A 21,968-nucleotide genomic window follows, 5' to 3' on the forward strand; every position below is an offset into this window, starting at 1 on the left:
TAATTGAAATGCCAAAACGAACGGACATTAAAAAAATCATGCTCATCGGCTCGGGGCCGATCGTCATCGGCCAGGCCTGCGAGTTCGACTACTCCGGTACCCAGGCCTGCAAGGCGCTGCGCGAGGAGGGCTACGAAATCGTCCTGATCAACAGCAACCCGGCGACGATCATGACCGATCCCGCGACGGCGGACCGGACGTACGTCGAGCCCATCACGCCCGAGGTCATCGAGAAGATCATCGCGAAGGAGCGGCCGGATGCCCTGCTGCCCACGCTGGGCGGGCAGACGGGCCTGAACGTCTCCATCGAGGTCGCCGAGCGCGGCATCCTGGAGAAGTACGGCGTCGAGATGATCGGCGCGAACGTCGAGGTGATCAAGCGCGCCGAGGACCGGCAGCTCTTCAAGGCCGCGATGGCCGAGGCCGGCCTGGAATGCCTGAAGAGCCGCATGGTCACCACGCTGGAGGAGGCCGAGGCCGCGGCTCGCGAGATCGGGTTCCCCGTCATCATACGCCCCAGCTTCACACTCGGCGGGACCGGCGGCGGCACCGCGCAAAACATGGACGAACTGCGCCGCATCGCCGCGGGGGGCCTGAAGGCCAGCCTGAAGCACACGGTGCTGATCGAGGAATCGGTCTGGGGCTGGAAGGAATACGAGCTGGAGGTGATGCGCGACCGCCAGGACAACGTGGTCATCATCTGCTCCATCGAGAACCTCGACCCGATGGGCATCCACACGGGCGACAGCATCACCGTCGCCCCCGCCCAGACGCTGACGGACGCCGAGTACCAGGAGATGCGCGACGCGACGATCAAGGTCATGCGCGCCATCGGCGTCGAGACCGGCGGCTCGAACGTCCAATTCGCGGTCAATCCGAAGACCGGCCGCACGACCGTGATCGAGATGAACCCGCGCGTGTCGCGCAGCTCGGCGCTGGCGAGCAAGGCCACGGGGTTCCCGATCGCCAAGATCGCCGCCAAACTCGCCGTCGGGTACACGCTGGACGAGTTGCCCAACGACATCACGCGCGAGACGCCCGCAAGCTTCGAGCCGACGCTCGACTACTGCGTGGTCAAGGTGCCGCGCTTCGCCTTCGAGAAGTTCGCCGGCGCGGACCCGCGGCTCGGTGTGAGCATGAAATCCGTCGGCGAGACCATGGCCATCGGCCGGAATTTCAAGGAGGCGCTCCAGAAGGCCTTCCGCGGCCTGGAGATCGGCGTGGACGGGCTGGGACGCCGGGAATTCGAGCGCATCCAGCCCGAGCGGCTGGAGGACGGCCTCGCCACGCCGCACAACGAACGGCATTTCTATATCAAGTACGCCCTCGAACAGGGCATGCCGATCGGGGAGATCTCCGCGAAGACGCACATCGATCCGTGGTTCATCGACCAGATGCAGCAGATCGTCGAGATCGAGCGCCGGATCAAGGACGTCCCGGCGGGCCGCCCCCTGCCCCTCGACCTGCACCGCGAGGCCAAGGAGAACGGGTTCTCCGACCTGCAGATCGCCGCCCTGCGCGGCGACCGGCCGACGCAGCTCGAGGCGCGCAAGGCCCGGACGGACGCGGGCATCAAGCCGGTCTACCGCCTGGTGGACACCTGCGCGGCGGAGTTCGAGGCATACACCCCGTACTTCTACTCCAGTTACGGCGGCCACTGCGACCAGACGCGGCGGACGGACCGCAAGAAGGTCATGGTCCTCGGCGGCGGCCCGAACCGCATCGGCCAGGGCATCGAGTTCGACTACTGCTGCGTGCACACGGTCATGGCCCTGCGCGAGCTGGGCTACGAGACGATCATGGTCAACAGCAACCCGGAAACCGTCTCGACCGATTACGACACGGCGGACAAGCTTTACTTCGAGCCGCTGACGTTCGAAGACGTGATGAACATCTACGAGAACGAGCGGCCGCTGGGCCTGATCGTCCAGATGGGCGGCCAGACGCCGCTGAACCTGGCCCACTGGCTGACGAAGGCCGGCGTGCCGATCCTCGGCACCTCGACGGCGAGCATTCACAAGGCCGAGGACCGCGAGCAGTGCCGGGTTCTGCTCGATGAGCTGGGCCTGAAGCAGCCGGAGAGCGGCACGGGCATGACGGAGGCCGAGGCCCTCGCGGTGGCCGAGCGGATCGGGTTCCCCGTGATGATCCGGCCCTCGTTCGTTCTGGGCGGGCGGGCGATGATGGTCGCGCACAACAAGGCCGACGCCGGCCCGTTCATCCAGGCCGCCTTCAAGGCCAGCCCCGGCTTCCCGGTGCTCGTGGACCGCTACCTCGACCGCGCCATCGAGGTGGACGTGGACGTCCTGTGCGACGGCGAGACGGTGTACATCGGCGGCGTCATGGAACACATCGAGCTGGCCGGCATCCACTCCGGCGACAGCGCCTGCTGCACGCCGCCTCACACGCTGCACCCCTCCATCCAGCGCCGGATCGAGGACGCCTGCCGGCGCATCGCGCTGAAGCTGGAGGTGCGCGGCCTGATGAACGCGCAGATCGCCGTGAAGAACGGCGAGATCTACATCCTGGAAGTCAACCCGCGCGCGTCGCGCACCGTCCCGTACGTCAGCAAGGCCACGGGCGTGCCGCTGGCCAAGATCGCGGCCCGGATCGCCGTGGGCCACAAGCTCAAGGACATGGGCCTGGGCGACCGCCCCCCGACGACGCGCTGGTTCGCCGTGAAGGAGGCCGTCCTGCCGTTCAACCGGTTCGCGGGCGTCGATCCCATCCTCGGCCCGGAAATGAAGTCCACCGGCGAGGTCATGGGCATGGACTTCAGCTTCCCGGTCGCCTACTGGAAAAGCCAGGTCGCCGCCGGACAGGCGATACCCAGCGGCGGGACGGTGGTCCTCTGCGCCGCGGATGCGGACAAAGCCTGGATGACGGAGATCGGGTGGGAATTGCAGGACCTGGGCTTCGCCCTGGCCGCCACGGCCGGCACGGCCGCGGCGCTCAAGGCCGCCGGCGTGGAAAGCCGGGTGCTGCAGAAACTTCGCGAAAAGGCGTCGCCCAACATCCTCGACCTGATTCGGGCCAACGAGGTCGTCCTGCTGATCAACACCCCCACCGGGATCAAGGACCGCGTGGACGAGGTGACCATCCGGTCCGAGGCGATCCTGCGCAGCGTGCCGATCGTCACGACCGAGGCCGGCGCGCGGGCGACGGTCGCCGCCATCCGGCACATGCGGGGCCGCGACTGGGACGCGCACGCGCTGCAGGATTTCCACCCGGCGAAGGGGTGAGTCCGGATCGGACCGTCCGCTTCCGGCTCGCCGGAGGCTCGCCCTCCATGAGCTAACCAACCCGCGCTATTGGAGGGCGAGCGTCCCCGCGAGCCGCTTCTTACCGCGGCAGGGGCGCGGGCTCTTCTTCCTTCTCTTCCTCATAGGCCACCAGCATGGCGTGGCGGCGGTTGAAGAACGGGCTCAAGAAGGCGAAGTAAAAGCCGAAGATATTCAGCGTGAACGCGGCGGCGACGGCCCAGCGCGAGTTGAAGAACAAGGCGGTGATCAGCAGCACACCGGGCACCATGCCCCGCAGCCCCTTGGTGGGCTTGCCGTAGTGGACGTGGGAAACCTGGAGAAAGACCATGGCCAGCACGCAGCCCCAGATAAACGTCGCCGTGGGGCCGCGGCTCAACGACAGCACGTCGTCGCTGATGAACCCGGATTCGGTGATCACCACGAACAGGGCGATCCAGCCCGCGCAGGTCGTGATGGGCAAGCCGAGGTAGCCGCGCTGGCCGCGGAACGGGTCCACGACGCGGAACCGGGACAACCGCGACACGCCGGAGAGCACGATCGCACAGGTGACCACGAGTCCCCATATCCCGGCGTCCTTCAGGACCAGCTGGTGCGAGAGGAACGCCGGGGCCAGGCCGAAGCTGGTCATGTCCACGTAGGTGTCCAACTCGCCCCCGAATTTCGTCGTCGCGTTGAGCATCCGCGCCAGGGTTCCGTCGAGGCCGTCCAGTAACATGGACAACATGATCAACTGGGCCGCCTGGTAGTAATTGCCCGCGGCGGTCATCATCAGGCTGAAGAAGCCCGCCAGCATCGCGCAGAACGTGCATGTGATGGGCACCACGGGACGCCAGTTCACGAGGGCACATCCTTTCTAAGGACCGCCACCACGGTCTCGCCCGCCCGCACCTTGTCGCCCTTCTTCACCCGGACCTCCACGTCGGCCGCCGGGAAATACATGTCGAGCCTCGAGCCGAATTTCATAAGCCCGATCCGGTCGCCCTTCCGCAATTCCTGGTTCGGTTTCAGCCAGTAAATCACGCGGCGCACGATGGGCCCGACAATCTGCCGGACCAGGCAGCGCGTCCCCGCCCCTTCGACCAGGATCGAGCTGTGCTCGTTGAACTCCGAGGCCTTGTTGCTGATCGTCAGGAGGTGCCGGCCCGGCGTGTAGGCCAGCCCGGTGACCTGTCCGCCCATGGGCGTACGGTTGATGTGAACGTTGAACGGGCTCAAGAAAATGCTGATTCGCACCGCCTCGGCCTTCAGGAACTTGTCCTCCGGGATGACTTCGATCGCCCGGATCAGGCCGTCGGCGCCGGCCACGAGGACCCGGGGATCATCCGGAATCGCCCGCTCGGGGTCACGGAAAAAGAACAGCATGAAGGCGGCACCCACGACGGCCAGAACGCCAAAACCGACCGCCGCGCCGGTCCACCCCTTCGCCAGGCACAACACAGCCGCCGCGCCGGGTATCACCAACGCGCCCGCCATGTGCCACCAGCCATCTTTGACAATCTGAATTCGCATTCTTATAACTGCCAGCCTGTTACGCAAACCTGTTCATGGGGATTGCGCAGAGGAAGCTATGATCGATCTCATACGCTGTGGACACTATATACTGGGCTCGCACGCTGTAAAAGCTTTTTTCCAGCCTGGACAGGAAAAAGGGGCGGCATGCGCCGCCCCTTTCAATCCGTTACAGATGGCCGTCTTACTTCTTCACCAGCGCGCGCACGGCATCCAGCTGCCCGGCGCTGCCGAGCTTGACGTTCTTGTGCGCGATGAACTTCGCGTATTCCTTCATGAAGACCTTCCCGGGCGGCCGCAGATCGAAGTTCTTCGGGTCGTCGCGGAACGCTTCGCGGTGCACGCGGCACCAGACCAGGCGACCGTCGGTGTCGATGTTGACCTTGGTCACGCCCAGCGTCGCCGCCTTGGCGAACTGGTTCTCGTCCACGCCCTTGGCCCCGCCGAGCTGGCCGCCGGCCGCGTTGATGCGGGCGACCTCGTCCTGCGGCACCGAGCTGGAGCCGTGCATGACCAGCGGGAAGCCCGGCAGGCGCTTCTGGATTTCGACCAGCACCTCGAAATGAAGGCCCTGGCTGCCCGCGAACTTGTAGGCGCCGTGGCTGGTACCGATGGCGCACGCGAGGCTGTCGCAGCCGCTGCGCTCGACGAACTCCTTCGCCTGCGCCGGATCGGTGAGCTTGGCGTCGGCCTCCGCCACGGAGACGTGCTCCTCGACCCCGCCCAGCTTGCCCAGTTCGGCCTCGACCACGATCCCCTTGGCGTGCGCGGCCTCCACGACGCGGCGGGTGATCTCGATGTTCTTGTCGAACGGCTCGGCGCTGGCGTCGATCATGACGGAGCTATAGAAGCCGCTGTTGATGCAGTCGTAGCAGGTGGCCTCGTCGCCGTGGTCCAGGTGGACGGCGAAGACGGCTTCCGGGAATATCTCGTCGGCCGCCCGGATGAGCGCCTCGACCATGTTCTTGTGCGTGTACGACCGCGCGCCCTTGGACAGCTGGACGATGAAAGGCGCCTTGCTGTCCAGGTTGCCCTGGAACAGGCCCATGGTCTGCTCGAGGTTGTTGATGTTGTATGCCCCGACGGCGTACTTGCCGTAGGCGTGCTTGAACAGCTCTTTGGTTGTGACAATCATGGAGTTCTCCCTTCCGGTTGATTCCGCAAAGTGCGCTACACCATACGCGATGATTCCGCCTTGTAAAGGTCAAAACACAAATCAGGCAGCTGATTGACTCAAGTTCGCCACGGCCCCTGCCGCCTTGTGCGGCAGGGGAAGGAGTGCATCAGCTTACGCGCCATAGCCACCGAACTTCTTCACCCGCGGCACAAGGCCGCGGGGGTCTTTTGTTACCCGGCCAACCCCTGCACTCGAGTCCATCAGCCACCCAGAAAACATAATGCGCGATGGGCCGCAGGGGCGTCGCTTGCCGACGCCCGCGGGCGCCGACGAGCGGCGCCCCTACCCGATATCGGCCGCCGCTTGATGTCCTTTGCTCCTCAAGGCATAGTACGGCTAGTTCATGACCGCCAAACCCAACGCGCCCAGCGGGATCCCGGCCCTCGACGAGGTCGTGCAGGGCCTGCGCCTGGGCGACAACGTGGTGTTCCAGGTGGACCGGCTGGAGGACTACCTCTGCTTCGTCCGCCCGTTCGCCCGGCGCGCGGTACAGGACGGCCGGCGCTGCGTGTACCTGCGCTTCGCGCCGCACCCCCCGCTGCTCGGGCCGGAGGACGGTTTCGAGATCGTGCCGGTGGACCCGGCGGCCGGCTTCGACTTTTTCAGCGGCGAGGTGCACCGGATCATCGAGGATCGCGGCCACGGGGTTTTTTACGTGTTCGACAACCTCTCCGCGCTGGTCGCCGAATGGGCCACGGACGAGTCGCTGGCCAACTTCTTCCAGGTCACCTGCCCGTTCCTCTACGAGCTGGACACGATCACCTATTTCGCCCTGATCCGCGGCCAGCAGGCGCACAGCACCGTGGCGCGCATTCGCGACACGACCCAGTTGCTCCTCGACGTGTACCACGTCCAGGACCGGACCTACCTGCACCCGCTCAAGGTCTGGGACCGCTACACGCCGCAGATGTTCCTGCCGCACGCCCTGGAGGGCGACGTCTGGACGCCGGTTTTCCAGAGCGGCGATGCGGCCGCGGTGGTCTCGACGGCCCGCCGGTCCCCCCTGCACGCCGCCGCGGAATCCATCGCGCCCTGGGAGAGCGTGTTCCGGCGCCTCGTGCACTACCGCGAGAGCGGGGCGCCGATGTCGGAGTCCAGCCCCGAGGTCGCCGCGCTGAAGCAGGAGCTGATCCGCATGGTCATCGGCGACCACCCGGACTTCAGCCGGCTGGCGGACCGGTACCTCACGCTGGACGACCTGGTGGCGATCCGCGGCCGGCTGATCGGCTCGGGCCGCATCGGCGGCAAGGCGGCCGGCATGCTCGTGGCCCGGCGCGTGCTCGCGAACGAGCCGGACCCCGAATTCGTCCGCGCCCTCGAAAGCCACGATTCGTTCTACATCGGCTCCGACGTGTTCTTCACCTTCCTGGTCAATAACGACCTGTTCCGGCTGCGCCTGAAGCTCTCGCGCAGCTCGCACATCACCCACGAGGAATTCGCCGAGGTCGAGAACCGGTTCCTCGCCGGCCGCTTCCCGGCGGACATCTACGAGCAGTTCCGGACCATGCTGGAGTATTTCGGCCAGGCGCCCATCATCGTGCGGTCCAGCAGCCTGCTGGAGGACAGCTACGGCAACGCCTTCGCGGGCAAGTACCGCAGCGAGTTCTGCGCCAACCAGGGCAGCCCGGAACAGCGGCTGGAGGCCTTCCTGCGCGCCGTGAAGCTGGTCTACGCCAGCGCGCTCAACCCCGACGCGCTCTCCTACCGGCGCCGGCGCGGGCTCGGGGAGAGCGAGGAGCAGATGGCCATCCTGGTCATGCGCGTGTCCGGCATGCCCTGCGGCACCGCGTTCTTCCCCACCCTCGCGGGCGTCGCGTTCTCGCGCAACCTCTACGCCTGGAGCGACCGGATCGACCCCCGCCAGGGCGTGATCCGGCTCGTGTTCGGCCTGGGCACCCACGCCGTCAACCGCGTGGGCGGTGATTACCCCCGCATGATCGCCGTCAGCCATCCGCAGCTGCGCCCCGAAACCGGGTTCAAGATCGCCAAGTACTCGCAGCACGAGATGGACCTGCTCGACCTGCAGGCCAACGAGCTGGTCACCCGCTCCGTGACGGACGTGACCGCGGACAAGCAGTATCCGAACCTCCACCTGCTCGTCTCCACCCTCCGGGACGGGCACCTGTACGATCCGTTCAGCCGCGACGTGCCCGGCGAGCCGTCGCAGATGGTCTTCACCTTCAACAACCTGATCGCCCGCACGGATTTCGTCCGCCTCGTCGGCCGGGCCCTGGCCGCGCTGGAGCAGGCCTACGGGCACCCCGTGGACACCGAGTTCACCGCGCACGTGGATGCCAAGGGGCAGGTGCGGATCAACCTGCTGCAATGCCGGCCGCTCTGGCTGCCGGGCGCGCAGGGCCCCGTGGCCTGGCCGGACTCGCTGCGGACCGAGCAGGTGCTTTTCCGCTCGACCCGCTTCATCAGCGGCGGAGACGCGGAACGGATCCGCTACATCCTCTACATCGACCCGCGCCGTTACGCCGCGATGCACGACCCGTCGGCCAAGAAGACGATCGGCCGCGTGGTGGGCCAGGTCAACGAGCTGCCGGCCGTGGCCGAGGGCCGCATCCTGATGATCGGGCCGGGCCGGTGGGGCAGCAGCAACATCGACCTGGGCGTGAACGTCGGGTACGCGGACATCGACAACGCCGCCGTGCTGGTCGAACTCGCCCGCGAGGAGGCCGGCCACGTCCCGGAGGTCTCCTACGGCACGCACTTCTTCCAGGACCTGGTCGAGCAGCAGATCATCTACCTGCCCGTCTATCCGGACGACCCGGACTCGGCCTTCAACGAGCCGTTTTTCGAGAACAGCCCGAACGCGCTGAAGGACCTCCTGCCGCAGGCCGCCCGGTTCGAGGAGGTCGTGAAGGTCATCGATGTCCCGGCGACGGCCCGGGGCGCCTTCGCCCGCGTCGTCGCGGACCCCGAGCACCACCGCGCCCTGTGCTACCTTCCCGACTTCGAGGAGCCCCGAACCGCCGTCAGCGACCCGGCGAATTTCTGACCCGCGTTGCTCGTAAAAAAACCGGGAAATCAGCGGGCGGGGACCAGGCGGAGCCGGCTGGCCAGGTCGGGCGCCAGGGGGAAGAACCAGCGGCCGCGCCGGTACACCGCGCGGGCCTCCGCGAACCGGCCCTCGCTCTCCAGCACCGCGCCCCACGTCAGAACCTGCGCGGCGGCCAGCGGCCAGCGCGCGCGACGGGCCAGGAGCCGGCGGACCTCTTCCGCGCGCTCCGGCGGCGCCGCGAGGAGCAACAGGTCGTCCAGCAGCCGATAGTCCGGATACCGGCGGTGCAGGTCCCACGCCATCGGCCACAGCCGCCCGAACTCGCCCACGCACGCGAGGCTGTACAGCTCGTGGGCGGCCTGCTCCGCGGACACCGCCCGCCGCCAGCACGATCGCCGGGGCAGGTTCTCCAGGCGCTGACGGATGCCCGCGGTGTACGCCTCCAGCCGCTCCCGCGTGAAAAGATGGCGCCGGATGAACGGCTCGTTCTCCGCCGACGCCCGGACCCACACGGCCAGCAGGAAATCCAGGTGCACCAGTTTCCATTCCGGCCTGTTCATCATGCTCAACACGTACTCGCTCCCGACGCCGGACAGGGACACCGCGACGGTCTCGATCCCGCGCTCGCGGCGGATCCGCTCCCAGTCCTCGCCCAGGCCGAGCGCCGGATAGTATTCCTCCCGCCAGAACGAGGACGGAAAAGCCTCGGGCCGGTTGTCCAGGTAGCCGGGCTCCGGCCAGAGATTGTATTCCACCAGGCTGCCGATGTTGTAGTCCGAGAACACGCGCCCCGGCAGGCCGTCCTCGCGGAGGCGGCGGAGGGCCAGGAAACGGGTTTCATCATCGAGCCCGAACGGCGTCGGGCACCCGGGCGCCGGGAACGGGCGGGCATAGGAGCCTTCCACGACGGCGGCCGCCAGCCCCAGCGCCGCCAGGCCGGCGGAGCCCAGGCCGATCCAGCGCATCCCGCGACGGGAGGACGCCGGCCGCCGGCTCCATTCGCCCGCGACGGGCAGCACCGCGAGGGCCAGCAGCGGCGCGCTGCGCGCCATCCGCCACGCGGCCGCCAGGGCGGCCAGCAGGATGATAACGTGGGCCAGTCGCCGGGGCTCCCGCGCGTCGCGCGGCCGGCCTGTCGTCACGCCGAACACCGCCGCCACGGCCAGCCCCGTCAGGAGCGGCAGGGCCAGCAGCATGGGATTGAGCGCCGCCCGCCAGAGTTCCAGGGGCGAGGCATTCTCCACGACGGACAGGGCGTACTCCCGGAAAATGGCGAACGGATACAGGAGGCCGCGCCCGCCGCTGGGGTTCAGCAGGCTGACCCCGACCAGGGCGGCCAGCCCCAGCGCCTCGGGCCAGGGCCAGGCGCGCCGCGCCCGCCACCGTTCGAGAAAATAGGCGCCCGCCATGCCCAGCCCGAAGATGAAATAGATGTGCGCGTTGGCCCAGAACCAGGCGTAGAGCACGAGTCCCGCGACCGGCCAGAACGCGCGCCGGCCCCCGCGCCCCCCCGTGGCCACACTTGGCAAAGTGTGGCCAGGCCCCGGGGCAGGCGCCGCCGCCCGGAGCCGCTCGAACACCCAGCCGTAGAACGCCACGCCGAGGAACGTGAACAGCTCCGGCCGGATATGCGCCCGGTATCCGAGCACCACCGCCGCCGGCACCGCGGTCCACAGGTAGCGCGCCGAGCAGCGGCCCGGCCGCACCGTGCGCATCGCCAGCGCCAGCACCCCGGCCATGAGCGCGGCCTTCAGCACGATCAGCCCGTTCAGGCCGAACGCCTGGTGCAGGAGATAAAACACCGCCTCCGACAACCAGTGGTGATTGATGAACGGATGGCCGGGCCACGTGTACGTCAGCAGGTTCGTGTCCGGCACGCTCCCCCGTTCCACGATGAGACGCCCGAGCAGCAGGTGCCGGCCCAGGTCCTCGGTGAGACCGATCCCCGGCGTGAAGGCCAGCAGGAACATCAACCCGGGCGCCAGCAGGCCCGCGGCCAGCCGGGCCGCGCGTTTTCCAATGATTGGAAAAAAGGCACGGGGATTTTTCCAATCATTGGAAAAAAAGGCCTGGATTTTTCCAATCATTGGAAAAAATCATCGCACACTTTTCCAATGATTGGAAAACTTTACGGGGCCGGCCCGAACAGCATCCAGGCCCCGAGGCCGAAGACGGACACGTCCACGATGGCGTGGCTGACGTAGCCCGGCCAGATGGAGCGGTAGCGCGTGTACATCCACGACCAGATCGCCCCGCCGATGAAGATCCCCGCCGCGCACACCAGGACCGGGCCCGGCGCCATGTAGACGCGCAGGGCGACGACGTGGTGCAGCGTGAAGAACAGCGCGGACAAGGCCACCGCCGGGACGCGCGCGAGCAGTTGCTCGCACTGCCGGACACAGAACCAGCGCCAGACGTATTCCTCGAGGACCGAGTTCACGAGGATCCAGTAGGCCGCGCCCGCGAGGTAGAGGCCGGGCGAGGCCAGGCCCACCGCCGCCATCTTGTCCGCCAGCAAAGCCCGGTCGAGCCGCCGGCCGCCCACGAGGGCATAGGCCGCGAGGATCACCGCCGAAATCAGCAGGCCCGTCAGTACACCCATCCCGAACCCGCCGTTTCGCGCGGGCGACAGGCTGACCGCTTGCCGCTCAACGAAAAGCCGCCAGATCAGCGGTAAGCCGAACAGCCAGACCTTGCACGCGGCGAACAGGACCGTGCCCAGCGGCCGGCCCGGGAAATAGACCATGCCCGACGCGACGCCCAGGCTGGCGGGGGGCACTAGCAGCAGCAGGGCCAGGACGGCTTTTCCCCGGCGCGCGCTCATGAGGACATGTACAGGCCGCCGGTGGCTTCCAGCCAGTCGGCGACCCGGTCGCAGGCGGCCGGCACGCGGCTGTCCGACACGTCCAGTTCCAGGCGCGGCAGGATGGATTCCGAGGCCAGGCGACGCAGCAATTCCTGCTCGCGCACGAAGACGGACAGGTCGTCGTACTGCGACGGCTTGCCGGATACCTTGAGCCGCTCCGAGCGGGCGGCCTCGAAGGATTCCGGCGACCGCGTGCAGAGGACCAGGCGGAACCCGAGCGGCAGGAGCCGCTCCTCCAGCCAGCGGAAATCGTAGTCCTTCCCGCGTTCCTGGAGCTGGCAGGCCCGCGTGGAGAGGTGGAACCGGTCGACGATCCACGAGTAGTAGCGGAGCAGTTCGAACAGCCGCGCCCAGGTCCCGTACGTTTCCATGGCCCGGGCCTCCTCCTCCGGCGCGAAATTGATCAGGCCGCGGCCCCAGGGGTAGTTTGTGAACGCGCACCATTCGCCCGAGACCAGCGGCGAATGGTAGCGGTACTTGCGCGGGCCGACGATCCGCGCGTGCTCGTTGAGCGCGAAGGCGATGTCCGTCTTCAGCGTCAGGCGGGTGCCTTCGAGGATGATCTTGGGGCAGAGCTTTTGGCCCATGGGAGGTCTCGGTGTTCAGTGTTCGGTGTTCGGGAGGGGACGGTTTCGGAGTTCGCGCAGCGCGTCGGCGGCGACCCAGCGGGCCGCGCGGGAGTTCATTTGCTGTATGACGGTTGCTGTTTTGACCGCGGCGCGGCGCAGGCGTTCATTGCGCTTGCCGATTTGCCGAAGCGCCCAGTTGACGGCCTTCTTCACGAAGTTCCGTTCGTCGGGCGCCTCGCGCCGGATCAGGGGAAGGAATTTCAAGAACGCGGAGTCCGGCGCGGCCTTATCATGGACCGACAGCGCGGCCATGAGAACGAAGCCGGCGCGCTTGACGAATTCCTCGCGGCGCGCGGGCCAGGCCGCGGCCTTCTTCCAGGCCCAGGGGGTTTTGTCGAACAGGTTCGAGCACACCTGGTCGCACACGTCCCAGGAGTCGAAGTCGCGGGCCCAGCGTTCCATGTCGCGATCCGTCAGCGCCGCGGGGTCCGCGACCAGGCCGGCCAGAATCCGGGCCTCGTGGACCCCCGATCTCCACAACTCGAGGGCCAGCCGGTGGTCCCGCCCGATCTCCTTTGCCAGGCGGCGCAGCGCGGGAATGGACACGCCCAGCGTGCCGCGGGTGCTGATGCCGAACCGGGCCATGCCCGCGACGTTGGCGGGATTGGCCTGGCGCTTCAGGGCGCGAAGAATGGACGGGACGTTCATTGGAAGTGCTTTTTGAACAATTCCCCGGCCTTCTTCAAGCCTTTCGCCGTGACGGCAACCCGTATCTCCTTGGTGTAATCCATATCCCCGCTCCCGCGCCCTCATCGGCGCCAAGATGGTACCAGACCATCGTCGCGGGAAAAGACCAGATCGGGCAACATGTCCAAGGGGTGCGGGAGGAAATCGAAGGGGTTCTTTGTGGGATTGCCCGCCTTCGCCAGGCCTTCCGCCTTCACCAAGCCTCCGGCGGACAAGCCGGCGGGCAGCCTTCGCCTACGTCCCGATTCGAAGAGGTCGGGACTACGGCGAAGGCTGGTGGAGCGGAAGGGAGTTGAACCCTCGGCCTCCAGAGTGCGATTCTGGCGCTCTCCCAACTGAGCTACCGCCCCATCTGCCGTAAAGACCCGCACAATCTACGTGCTCCCCCACCCTCGCGCAAGCGTTTTCTCCCCGCGGACAACAGGATCATACTTTGCAAAGTGTGAGCATGTTTCATTCCCACGCGCGGCGAAGCCAGGCGATCGCGGACGACAGGTCCACGCCGCCCGCGAAAGCGACCAGGTCCGGGATGCGCTTCACGCCGTCCAGCGGGAAGCGCTCCCCCGCCGGGAACACCGGGGCCAGCCGGTGATAGCGCTCCGCGAGCATCTGCCGGCACTGGTAGTCCGCCACGCCGGTCAGTCCTTCGCCCAGGATATCGAGGATCGGACGGGCCCATTGCGCGTAACCCCAGTTCAGGTTCTTCCCCTCGATGCGCATGAGCGAACGGCCGGTGCCCATCGACAGCAGCACCACGCTGTCCAGCGGCGGCGGCCGGGCAAAGGCCCGCCGGTCGCGGGTCTGCGCCAGCGCGGCCATGGCCGGATTGTTCGCCGCGACCCCGCCGTCGATGTAGCCGTCCACGCTCGGGAAATAGGCCGGCGCGGCGCTCGTGTACAAGGCCACCTTCCAAACCGGCTGCGCGCCGTCGGAATCCGGGCCGGAAAAATTGTGGAAGAACTTGGGCGCCCAGCTCCGCTGCCCGGGATCGGGTTTTTCGTTGTCGAGGTCGAAGGCGGGGATCAGCACGCGCTTCTCCAGATCCTCCAGGCGCGTGTCACCAAACAAGCGTGTCAGTTCCCGGGCCAGGTTCCGATTGCCGTACTCGGCCCCAACGAGGCGCCCCAGGTCCCGCAAGTCGTCCAGCCACGAGTCGTCGAATATCTCGCGCCCCTTTTTCTCGTACAGCTCGCGCAGGTCGGAAGGCGAAAGACCATGAGCCAGACCCAGCGCCAGGATCCCGCCTGTGGACGTTCCGGCCAGGAGCTCCACGCGCTCCAGCCACCCGGGCACGGCCTGCTCCAGCCGCTCCAACAGGATGGCGGCCAGGAGCCCGCGGATGCCGCCGCCGTCGAGGGAAAGAATCCGGTATTTTTTCCCGCCGCGTCTCATCCCTTCTCCCTCCCTCGCGGAGCCGTCAGGTCGCGACGTGCAGGGCCTCGACCATGGAATCGCAGAGGTAATCCAGATTCCGGGTCGTGATGCCCGCCACGTTGATCCGCCCGCCGCCGACCATGTAGATGGCCTTCTTCTCCCGCAGGAACGCCACTTGCGCGTCGGTGAGCCCGCTGAAGGAGAACATGCCGCGCTGCGCATGGATGAAGGAGAAATCCACCGGGGCGCCGCGGGCGCGCAGCCCTTGCACCAGCGCGTCGCGGATGGAAACGATCCGTCCACGCATGGCGTCCACTTCCTTCTCCCAGGCGGCCCGCTCGGCGGGATCGCCGAGGATCCTCGAAACGATCGCCGCGCCGTGCGCGGGCGGATTGGAGTAGAGGACGCGGACGAGGACCTGGACGTGGGACAGCCAGGCGGCCGCCGCGCCGGAATCCGGCGCCACGAGCGCCAGCGCGCCCGTGCGCTCGTTGTAGAGCCCGAAATTCTTGGAGAACGAGGACGCGACCAGGACCGGCAGTCCGGTCTCCACGAAAGGAAGCAGCCCCGCGCGGTCCGCGTCGAGGCCGGCGCCGAAGCCCTGGTAGGCGAAATCGAAGAACGGGATCCAGCGCCGCCGCGCCGCGATCTCCGCCACCGCGCGCCACTGGTCCGCCGAGAGATCCACGCCGGTCGGGTTGTGACAGCAGACGTGCAGCACCACGACCTCGTTCTCCGGCACGGCGTCCAGCGCCCCGCACAGGCGGTCGAAGGCGAGCCCGCGCGCGGCGGGATCGTAGTACGGGTATTCCGCCGCCGCGAAGCCCGCCGCCGCGAACACGCCCTTGTGGTTCGGCCAGGTGGGCGCGCTCAACCAGGCCCGGGCCGAGGGCAGGAACTTGCGCAGGAACTCGGCCCCCACGCGCAGGGCCCCCGTCCCGCCGGGCGTCTGGGCCATGCGCACACGGCCTGCCTGGATCACCGCGTGCCCCGCCCCGAAGACCAGGTCCGCCACGCGCTCGCCGTACACCGGGGAGCCGGAAATCGGGAGATAGGACTTGCTGGTCTCCTCCCGGAGAATCCGCTCTTCCGCCCGCTTGACGGAAGCGAGAACCGGTGTCCGGCCCTCGTCCTCCATGAACACGCCGACCCCGAGATTGATTTTGTCAGGGCGCGGATCTTTCTTGAAGGCCTCCGTAAGGCCGAGGATGGCATCCGGCGGGGCGGGCGGGATCCGGTTCAAGTTCATGTCAGGCTCCTTTCAGGGGATAATAGCGGTCCACCCACTCCCGGATCATGCTGTCCTCGACGCGGATGATCTTCATCTCGCGCGCCGCGTTCTCCGGGGAGTCGGAGGCGTGGGCCGCGTTGACCATGATGTCCTGCCCGAACTCCTTGCGGACGGAGCCGGGTTGAGCCTTGCTGGGATCGGTGGGCCCGAGGATGCCGCGGATCTTTTCCACCGCGTTGAGGCCGGCGTACACGAGGGCCAGGCAGCGTTCCTTGCCCTTCTTCTGCTTCTCCTCCGGCGTGCAGGACGGGCCCCACTGCCCGGTCATGAACTGGATGATCTTGTAGAACTGGTCGTCGCCGTATATCGGGCCGAACGTTTCCCCGAGTTGCGCGACCGTCTCCGGCGGCAGTTCGAACCCCAGTTCCTGGCCCAGGGCCTCGGCGGCCCGCCGGCCTACCATCTCCTTCAGCTTGGACCGCAACACGTTCCGGACCGGCCCATAAAATTCCTCCGCCTCCGCGACGGTCATGCGGTGGACCTTGGCCCCGATGATCCGCAGGCCGGAGCCGGAGAAGATATCGATGATATTCCCCGGCCGCGCGCTGGGGAACCGGAAGTTATCCGGCTTGATGAGCACCAGCGTGCGCTGGTAGTGGTCCGCGCCCGTGTAGACATCCACGGCCCCCTCTACCAGGCCGCCGTCGCGCTCGCCGTACTCGGCCCACAGCCGCAGGGCGGCGCCCGCGGACTCGTGCGTCCACCCCACCATCACGGCGGGCTCGGCGTGCTGGACCTCGCCCTGCTCGTCGCGGATGAAATCCCCGTAGGTCCCGCGCACGGTGTCGGACGCCTCCGTGCTGTGCCGCAGCTTGCCCGTCGCCTTCGCAATCTTGACGATGGCGTCCTCGCCCTCGAAGAGCAGCATCATCACGCGGCGCGGCTTGCCGGTCTTCGGATCCGGCGCATAGCAGCGGGCAACGTAATCGGAGAGCAAGCGACGCTCCTCCTCCTCGATGGCGGGATCGTGGTGGAGGAGTTCCGCGTACTTGCCCGCTAGTTCCTGGCTGGGCCCGAACATGCGAGCCGCCACCAGTTCCAGCCCGGTCCGGGTCAGGAGGCGCCCGATCACGCCCCCCGTGCGGGACTTCGAAATCGTGTACGGATTGATCAACGCAAATGCCAGTTCAATCGCCATGGCGTTCTCCTGCTGTTCCCGTGGGAGTTTATGCACCCCGGCGCGGAAATCAAGCCCGAACGCGGGGATCGATCGGAAGCCTAGGACTGATTCACGAGTCGTCGTAAAACGTTGGAGAACGCCTCAGCAGATCGACCTGTTCCGGTTTTTTCTGGCCCTGTAGACGCCATCGGCAGAGTTCGGCGACCTGGGCGGCGAAGGGAAAAGCCATCGTTTCGGCAGTGGTCTGGCGGGCCCGAAGCAGGCGGCGTTCAGGACGGCCGCAGTTGATCTCATCGGTGGCGGCCGTGCGATCAAGCCGAGGGGAAAAGACGGCTTGGTCATCTGCTGTTGGGCCGTCTTGAGCAAGCTGGATTGGTTGGCCTTGATCGTCATCACGTACTCCCCGCCGCGCTCTTGCACGACGGTGCGCGCCAGGGCCTGCTGGGTATACAAGGCATCGGCGAGGAGGGGACGGCCTTCCAAGGGGAGGCGCCGCGCCAAGGCGCGAGCGGCCGGGATCTCGTTGGAGCCGCGCCGGACCGGCTCGCTGCCCAGCCAGCGGCGGCTTTGGAGGGCATAGGCACTGACCGACTCGAAACCCCCGGAAGAGCAGAGTTCTTTTCCGTCCACCACCACGGGTTCGTCCGAGGCCAGAGGCCCCAAGACTTGCTCTTGCCAGCGCAGGAGAACCTCTTCGATCTCTCGGGGTTCGACGCGCTGTGAGACCCGAAAGAACGAACTTTCCGATGGCGCTTGATACCGGCGGGTCTTCGGATCGCGAAGGCAGCGCATCGCGCGCCGTTGAGCCTGGGTGCAGTCTTGGGCGAAGGCGGCCAGATCCCGTTGGCCCCGGCTCACCCCGCAGAGGGCGGCCGCGGCGATCAGACTCAAGAGGCCGGCCTGTTGGTGCGAATGCCATCGTCGGCGATCCCGCACGGCGCGCAAGCTCTCGTGGAGCGAGCGCAGCACGTCCAAGGGGACACCCCGGCCGCCGGGAGGGCGCAAGGATCCCGCCCGCCAGCGCGCTGGAAGCTCGCAGGCGCAGAGTCCACGGCGGGAGTCGGCGCGCAGGGCTCGGACAAAGAGCCGCTTGGGCCGGTCATGGGCTTCATAATAGTCACGGGCGCAGCGCCGGTAGCCTCGGGTCGATCCCAGTTCCTCCCAGCCCGCGGCGCGATACACCGTGCCGGAGAACAAGGCCGGATCCACAAAGGTCTCCACCACGACGATGGGATGCCCGTAGGCCTCCTGCCAATCCTGACTGAGCCGTTGCAGGCTCAACTTCATCGCGCGCGTAGCCAGGTTGGGCAGGCGGCCGGCCGACCGGATGAGAAACCGGCTGTTCTGCGCCAGCAAAAGGCGGCGTTGATCCTGTTGCCAAGGCGTCCATCCGATCCACGCCTCTCGGGCGCGTAATCGGTAGGCCGCCGCGCTCCAACTCAGTAGCGCCAGCCAGCGGCCTTGGCCATCCACGGCCACATGCCGGAGTTGCTCGCCCACCAGGGCGGCATTATGCAGGTAGTGTTCCTGCTCGATGAGTTGGTCGTATCGCGGCTGCTCTTCCGGCCTTATCAATCGAACTTTCAACTCATCGAGCACAGCCTGTTCAGCCCCGACCGGAAGCCGCGGCGAAGGCTTCTTCATGCGCTACAGGCAACCAGAAGGAGGAGAAGATTCTCAGCTTTTTACGTAACGTCCTGCCCCGCCGCTCACTCGCGCTCATGATGAATCAGTCCTATCACTCTGCTCGCTGTCCCTTCAAGTTTAGGCGAGGATCAGGGCCGTCGTATCCCGCCGACCCGCCCGGCGGGTCAGCCAACCAACCAGTTTCCTGTCCGCCCGGGGAGAGATCATCTCGATGGGCGTGCGGCGGCAGGCCCGGCACAGAACCAGCACCAGCAGCAGGAGTCCCGCGCCGATCCAGTCATTCACGGGATACCACAAGTGAAAGGCGTGGCCGCTCAAAAAAGCGCGGTCCGAAAAGGGATACAGATAGCTCAACGCCCAGGTGGTGAAGAAGTAGTCGCCGAAATAATGCGAGTAGAACGCCAGTTGGGTGAACAGGAAGACCCGGGCCCTCATGGCCCGGCAGTAAAGGACGGAAAGAAGGGACACGGCCAGGGAGAATACCAGGTTATGCGTCCAGACATGATGCTCCGCCAGGGACATCGTCATGCCGAGGAGGTAGGTCAGCGCGTCCAGGTCCGGTGCGATGGCCGCCAGGAATACCGCCCGCCGGAAGCGCGAGTCGCCGCGGCCCGCCTCCGCGAGGATCCAGCCTATCGCCGCGTGGGCGTGAAAGTACATGATCGAGGACAGCTATACCCGTTCGCGGCGCCACCGGATAGCGTAGAACTCGGCCCAGGGCCTGCGTCCGGCCGATATCGCGTGGCCCACAGCAAGCCCGGGAGGCTCCCTGGCATACTCCGCGCAGCGGTCTCCAGCAGCGGTCTCCGCGCGACTTGACACCCTAGGCCATACTTTGCAAAGTATGGCCATGAGTTCCTCCACTCAAGCACCCCTGGCGCCGACGCTCTGGCGAACTTGCCGCGCCCTCGCGAACCGTCGACGGTTGATCCTGCTGCGATACCTGATCCAGCACCCCTATCGCCAGGTATCCGAGGTGGCCACCGCCTTGCAGATGCCGTTGGCGTTGACCAGCCAGTATCTGCGGAGCCTCAATGCTCGGGGTCTGCTCAAGCCCGTGCGCTCGGGCCTCTGCGTCTTCTATCAGGCCGCGCCGGATCCATTGGTGCCTCCTGCGCGCACGATACTTACCGCAATGGCAATTAGTTACACCAAAACAGGGGAGAAGGTTGATTCCCTCTTCTCCGCACTGACGGGCTTCACACACCCTCGACGAATCCTGCTTATGAGGGCGCTGGCACGCGGGGCAAAGACCACCGGACTGCTGGCCTCCAGGACGGGCATTTCCCGAAGGGCCGTCAGGAGACACATGGACAAGCTTCTCCGGCGAGGATACGTGACCAGAAAAGGGGACGCCTATCAGGTCTGTCGAGTGCGCTCCGGCCTCAAGGCGACGCTGCTGAAACTGGCGCTGCAATCCTCATGACCAGCCCCTAGGCCATACTTTGCAAAGTATGGCCTAGGGGCTGGGCCGGGGAGTTCCCTGCTCCTGCGATAGCATGGAAGAGAGAGGATGGCGGCCTTACCAGAACAGGACTCTGATGCGTGGCGAGGCCCGCCGAGCGCCGCCCGGCGTCGGCCTGTACGCCCGGGCTGTCTTTCCTGGTATGGCCTGCTGATCCTGGCCGCGGTTGTGCTGCCGACTTCCGCGGCCGAGATACGGCCCGCCACAACCCAGTCCGATCTCAACAACCCGCACAAGGGATTCATCCTCTGGGGTACGGATTACGCCGCCGGCGCCCCGGATAATTTCTACGGTGCCACGGTGTACCACGTGTACATGCCGTGGCGCGAGGTCGAGACGGCCGACCAGATTTTTGCGTGGGGCCGGTTCGAAACCAACCACTTGAAGCCGATCCTCGACGATCATCCCCTGGCCACGTTCATCCTGCGCCCCGTCGCCGATTACCCGGACGGCGTGAACAGCGGCATCACGCTGTTTTATTCCGGCGGCGAACCGGAGCGGGATTTCCCCCGATTCCTGATCGAGGCGCCGCTGAATATCCCCTCCTGGACTTATGAGTTCTGCGACGGCGACGGCCCGGGATGGACCCCCGACTGGAACCATCCCCTTATGATCGCCCAGATGACGCAATTCGTGGCCGCCATCCGCGGGCGGTACGACGGCGATCCGCGCATCACCGCCATCCAGGCCGGCCTGCTCGGGCTCTGGGGCGAATGGCACCAGTCCGGGTGCGACAGCCATGCCCCCAGCAACGCGGCCAAGATCGCCATCCGCGACGCCTACAAGCTTTTCACCAATACACCCGTACAAATCCGCTATGCGCGCGACCCGGACTCGGTCGGTGTCTCTTTCGGTTTCCACGAGGACTACTTCCCCTCCTTCACCGCGCCCTGCATCTACGGATTCCCGGACTGCGACGACTCGGGCGACTGGAGCCTGTATTACGGCTTCACGCAGGTCAATACGGCCGCCGTCCATAACTGGCGATCCAATCCCGTCACGGGCGAAAGCCCGGAGAACAGCCAGAAGCGCGCCTGGTCGAATGATTTCAACGACGTGATGACGGTGATCCGCGATTACCATTTCACCGGTCTCGGCCCGGCCGGCGGCCACGAATGGAGCGGCAACCAGGTCAAACTGCAGGCCATGAAACGCGCACTGGGGTACAACCTGCACCTCGACCGCATCGCCTGGCCGGATCGTGTGTGGCGCGACTGGCCCTTCATGCTCATCGTTGTGTTCACCAATTCTGGATCGGCGCCATGTTACCATCGTTTCCCGGTGCAGGCGGCCCTGTGCGACGCCGTTGGTGCGCCGGCCTGGACCGGAATCCTGTCCTGCGACCTCCGCCAGGCCCTGCCGGGCGCTCTCCTGGTCCATACCCAGGCCGTCACGGTCAGCGGTGTGGCCACGGGGACCTACTCGCTCCGCGTGGGCGTACTGGATCTCCGCACGGGCCAACCCGACGTCCGGCTCCAAAGCGCCGGGGAGGACGCCTACTTGCGGATCGCGTGCGGATCGGTCCTCCTGACTCCGGATCCCGAGCACTGCGATTCCAACGGGGATGGCGTGCCGGATTCCTTCTACCTGGCCCACGGCCTGGACCCGACCGACCCGGCGATCGGCGGCGCGGACAGCGACGCGGACGGGTTCACGAACGGCGAAGAGTGGCGAACCGGCACCCACCCGACCAACGGCCAGTCCTTCCTGAAGGTGGACGGTCTCATCGCGCCGAACGGCGAACCGGGGATGGCGCTGCGCTGGATGGCGGCTTCGGGGATCTTCTACGCGGTGGAACGCACGGGCCACCCGGCCACTCCCTTCGAGCGCATCGCCACCAACCTGCCCGGCCAGGGCGACTGGCTAACCCGCGGGGACACCGGGGCGCTTGGCCCCGGCCCGTGGTGGTACAGGATCAGCGTGCCGTAGAAGC

16 protein-coding genes and 1 tRNA gene are annotated in these 21,968 nt (G+C 66.8%); 4 read left to right on the plus strand and 13 right to left on the minus strand.

What is annotated here, in order from left to right:
- The first annotated feature begins 8 nt into the window (after window positions 1-8).
- Window positions 9-3,242, plus strand: a complete 3,234-nt coding sequence (carB, locus tag KA248_07950) for a carbamoyl-phosphate synthase large subunit (protein MBP7829835.1) — start codon at window positions 9-11, stop codon at window positions 3,240-3,242.
- A 100-nt stretch (window positions 3,243-3,342) separates the two neighbouring features.
- Here the strand turns inward: carB and KA248_07955 are convergent, their stop codons facing one another.
- The 3 genes from KA248_07955 to KA248_07965 all read right to left on the minus strand — a co-directional run bounded on the left by KA248_07955 (window position 3,343) and on the right by KA248_07965 (window position 5,907).
- On the minus strand, window positions 3,343-4,101 hold the full coding sequence (locus KA248_07955) for a CDP-alcohol phosphatidyltransferase family protein (GenBank protein ID MBP7829836.1): 759 nt from the start codon (window positions 4,099-4,101) through the stop codon (window positions 3,343-3,345).
- Window positions 4,098-4,736, minus strand: a complete 639-nt coding sequence (locus tag KA248_07960; GenBank protein ID MBP7829837.1) for a phosphatidylserine decarboxylase family protein — start codon at window positions 4,734-4,736, stop codon at window positions 4,098-4,100. Before KA248_07960 ends, KA248_07955 begins: the two co-directional genes overlap by 4 nt.
- A gap of 220 nt (window positions 4,737-4,956) precedes the next feature.
- Complete coding sequence (locus KA248_07965) at window positions 4,957-5,907, minus strand: ketose-bisphosphate aldolase (GenBank protein ID MBP7829838.1); 951 nt, start codon at window positions 5,905-5,907, stop codon at window positions 4,957-4,959.
- Between the two features lie 385 nt (window positions 5,908-6,292).
- On the opposite strand from KA248_07965, the gene KA248_07970 reads away from it, so the two are divergent.
- A complete protein-coding gene (locus KA248_07970) occupies window positions 6,293-8,953 on the plus strand; it encodes a phosphoenolpyruvate synthase (GenBank protein ID MBP7829839.1) in 2,661 nt (886 codons plus the stop codon).
- Between the two features lie 29 nt (window positions 8,954-8,982).
- Here KA248_07970 and KA248_07975 read toward each other — a convergent pair whose 3' ends face one another.
- The 10 genes from KA248_07975 to KA248_08020 form a co-directional block, all read right to left on the minus strand.
- On the minus strand, window positions 8,983-11,043 hold the full coding sequence (locus tag KA248_07975; GenBank protein ID MBP7829840.1) for a hypothetical protein: 2,061 nt from the start codon (window positions 11,041-11,043) through the stop codon (window positions 8,983-8,985).
- 41 nt (window positions 11,044-11,084) lie between these two features.
- Window positions 11,085-11,780, minus strand: a complete 696-nt coding sequence (locus KA248_07980; GenBank protein MBP7829841.1) for a CPBP family intramembrane metalloprotease — start codon at window positions 11,778-11,780, stop codon at window positions 11,085-11,087.
- Window positions 11,777-12,409, minus strand: a complete 633-nt coding sequence (locus tag KA248_07985) for a hypothetical protein (GenBank protein ID MBP7829842.1) — start codon at window positions 12,407-12,409, stop codon at window positions 11,777-11,779. The genes KA248_07980 and KA248_07985 overlap by 4 nt, the downstream gene beginning before the upstream one ends.
- Window positions 12,410-12,424: 15 nt before the next feature.
- Window positions 12,425-13,099 carry a DNA alkylation repair protein gene (locus tag KA248_07990; GenBank protein ID MBP7829843.1) on the minus strand — a complete coding sequence of 225 codons (675 nt, stop codon included), beginning with the start codon at window positions 13,097-13,099 and terminating at the stop codon, window positions 12,425-12,427.
- Window positions 13,100-13,412: 313 nt separating this feature from the next.
- A tRNA-Ala gene (locus tag KA248_07995) sits at window positions 13,413-13,488 on the minus strand.
- Between the two features lie 103 nt (window positions 13,489-13,591).
- Window positions 13,592-14,530 carry a patatin-like phospholipase family protein gene (locus tag KA248_08000; GenBank protein MBP7829844.1) on the minus strand — a complete coding sequence of 313 codons (939 nt, stop codon included), beginning with the start codon at window positions 14,528-14,530 and terminating at the stop codon, window positions 13,592-13,594.
- 25 nt (window positions 14,531-14,555) lie between these two features.
- Window positions 14,556-15,761 (minus strand): aspartate/tyrosine/aromatic aminotransferase, encoded by a 1,206-nt coding sequence (locus tag KA248_08005; protein MBP7829845.1) that lies wholly within the window; start codon window positions 15,759-15,761, stop codon window positions 14,556-14,558.
- 1 nt (window position 15,762) lies between these two features.
- Complete coding sequence (locus KA248_08010) at window positions 15,763-16,941, minus strand: nucleoside-diphosphate kinase (GenBank protein MBP7829846.1); 1,179 nt, start codon at window positions 16,939-16,941, stop codon at window positions 15,763-15,765.
- A 123-nt stretch (window positions 16,942-17,064) separates the two neighbouring features.
- Window positions 17,065-18,567 (minus strand): ISAs1 family transposase, encoded by a 1,503-nt coding sequence (locus tag KA248_08015; protein ID MBP7829847.1) that lies wholly within the window; start codon window positions 18,565-18,567, stop codon window positions 17,065-17,067.
- A 120-nt stretch (window positions 18,568-18,687) separates the two neighbouring features.
- Window positions 18,688-19,230, minus strand: coding sequence for a metal-dependent hydrolase (locus KA248_08020; protein MBP7829848.1), 543 nt, complete (start codon window positions 19,228-19,230; stop codon window positions 18,688-18,690).
- Window positions 19,231-19,420: 190 nt separating this feature from the next.
- On the opposite strand from KA248_08020, the gene KA248_08025 reads away from it, so the two are divergent.
- Complete coding sequence (locus tag KA248_08025; GenBank protein ID MBP7829849.1) at window positions 19,421-19,996, plus strand: winged helix-turn-helix transcriptional regulator; 576 nt, start codon at window positions 19,421-19,423, stop codon at window positions 19,994-19,996.
- 207 nt (window positions 19,997-20,203) lie between these two features.
- Window positions 20,204-21,964, plus strand: coding sequence for a DUF4832 domain-containing protein (locus tag KA248_08030; GenBank protein ID MBP7829850.1), 1,761 nt, complete (start codon window positions 20,204-20,206; stop codon window positions 21,962-21,964).
- The last annotated feature ends 4 nt before the right edge of the window (window positions 21,965-21,968 follow it).

This window comes from Kiritimatiellia bacterium, assembly GCA_018001225.1.
Lineage (GTDB): Bacteria > Verrucomicrobiota > Kiritimatiellia > CAIQIC01 > JAGNIJ01 > JAGNIJ01.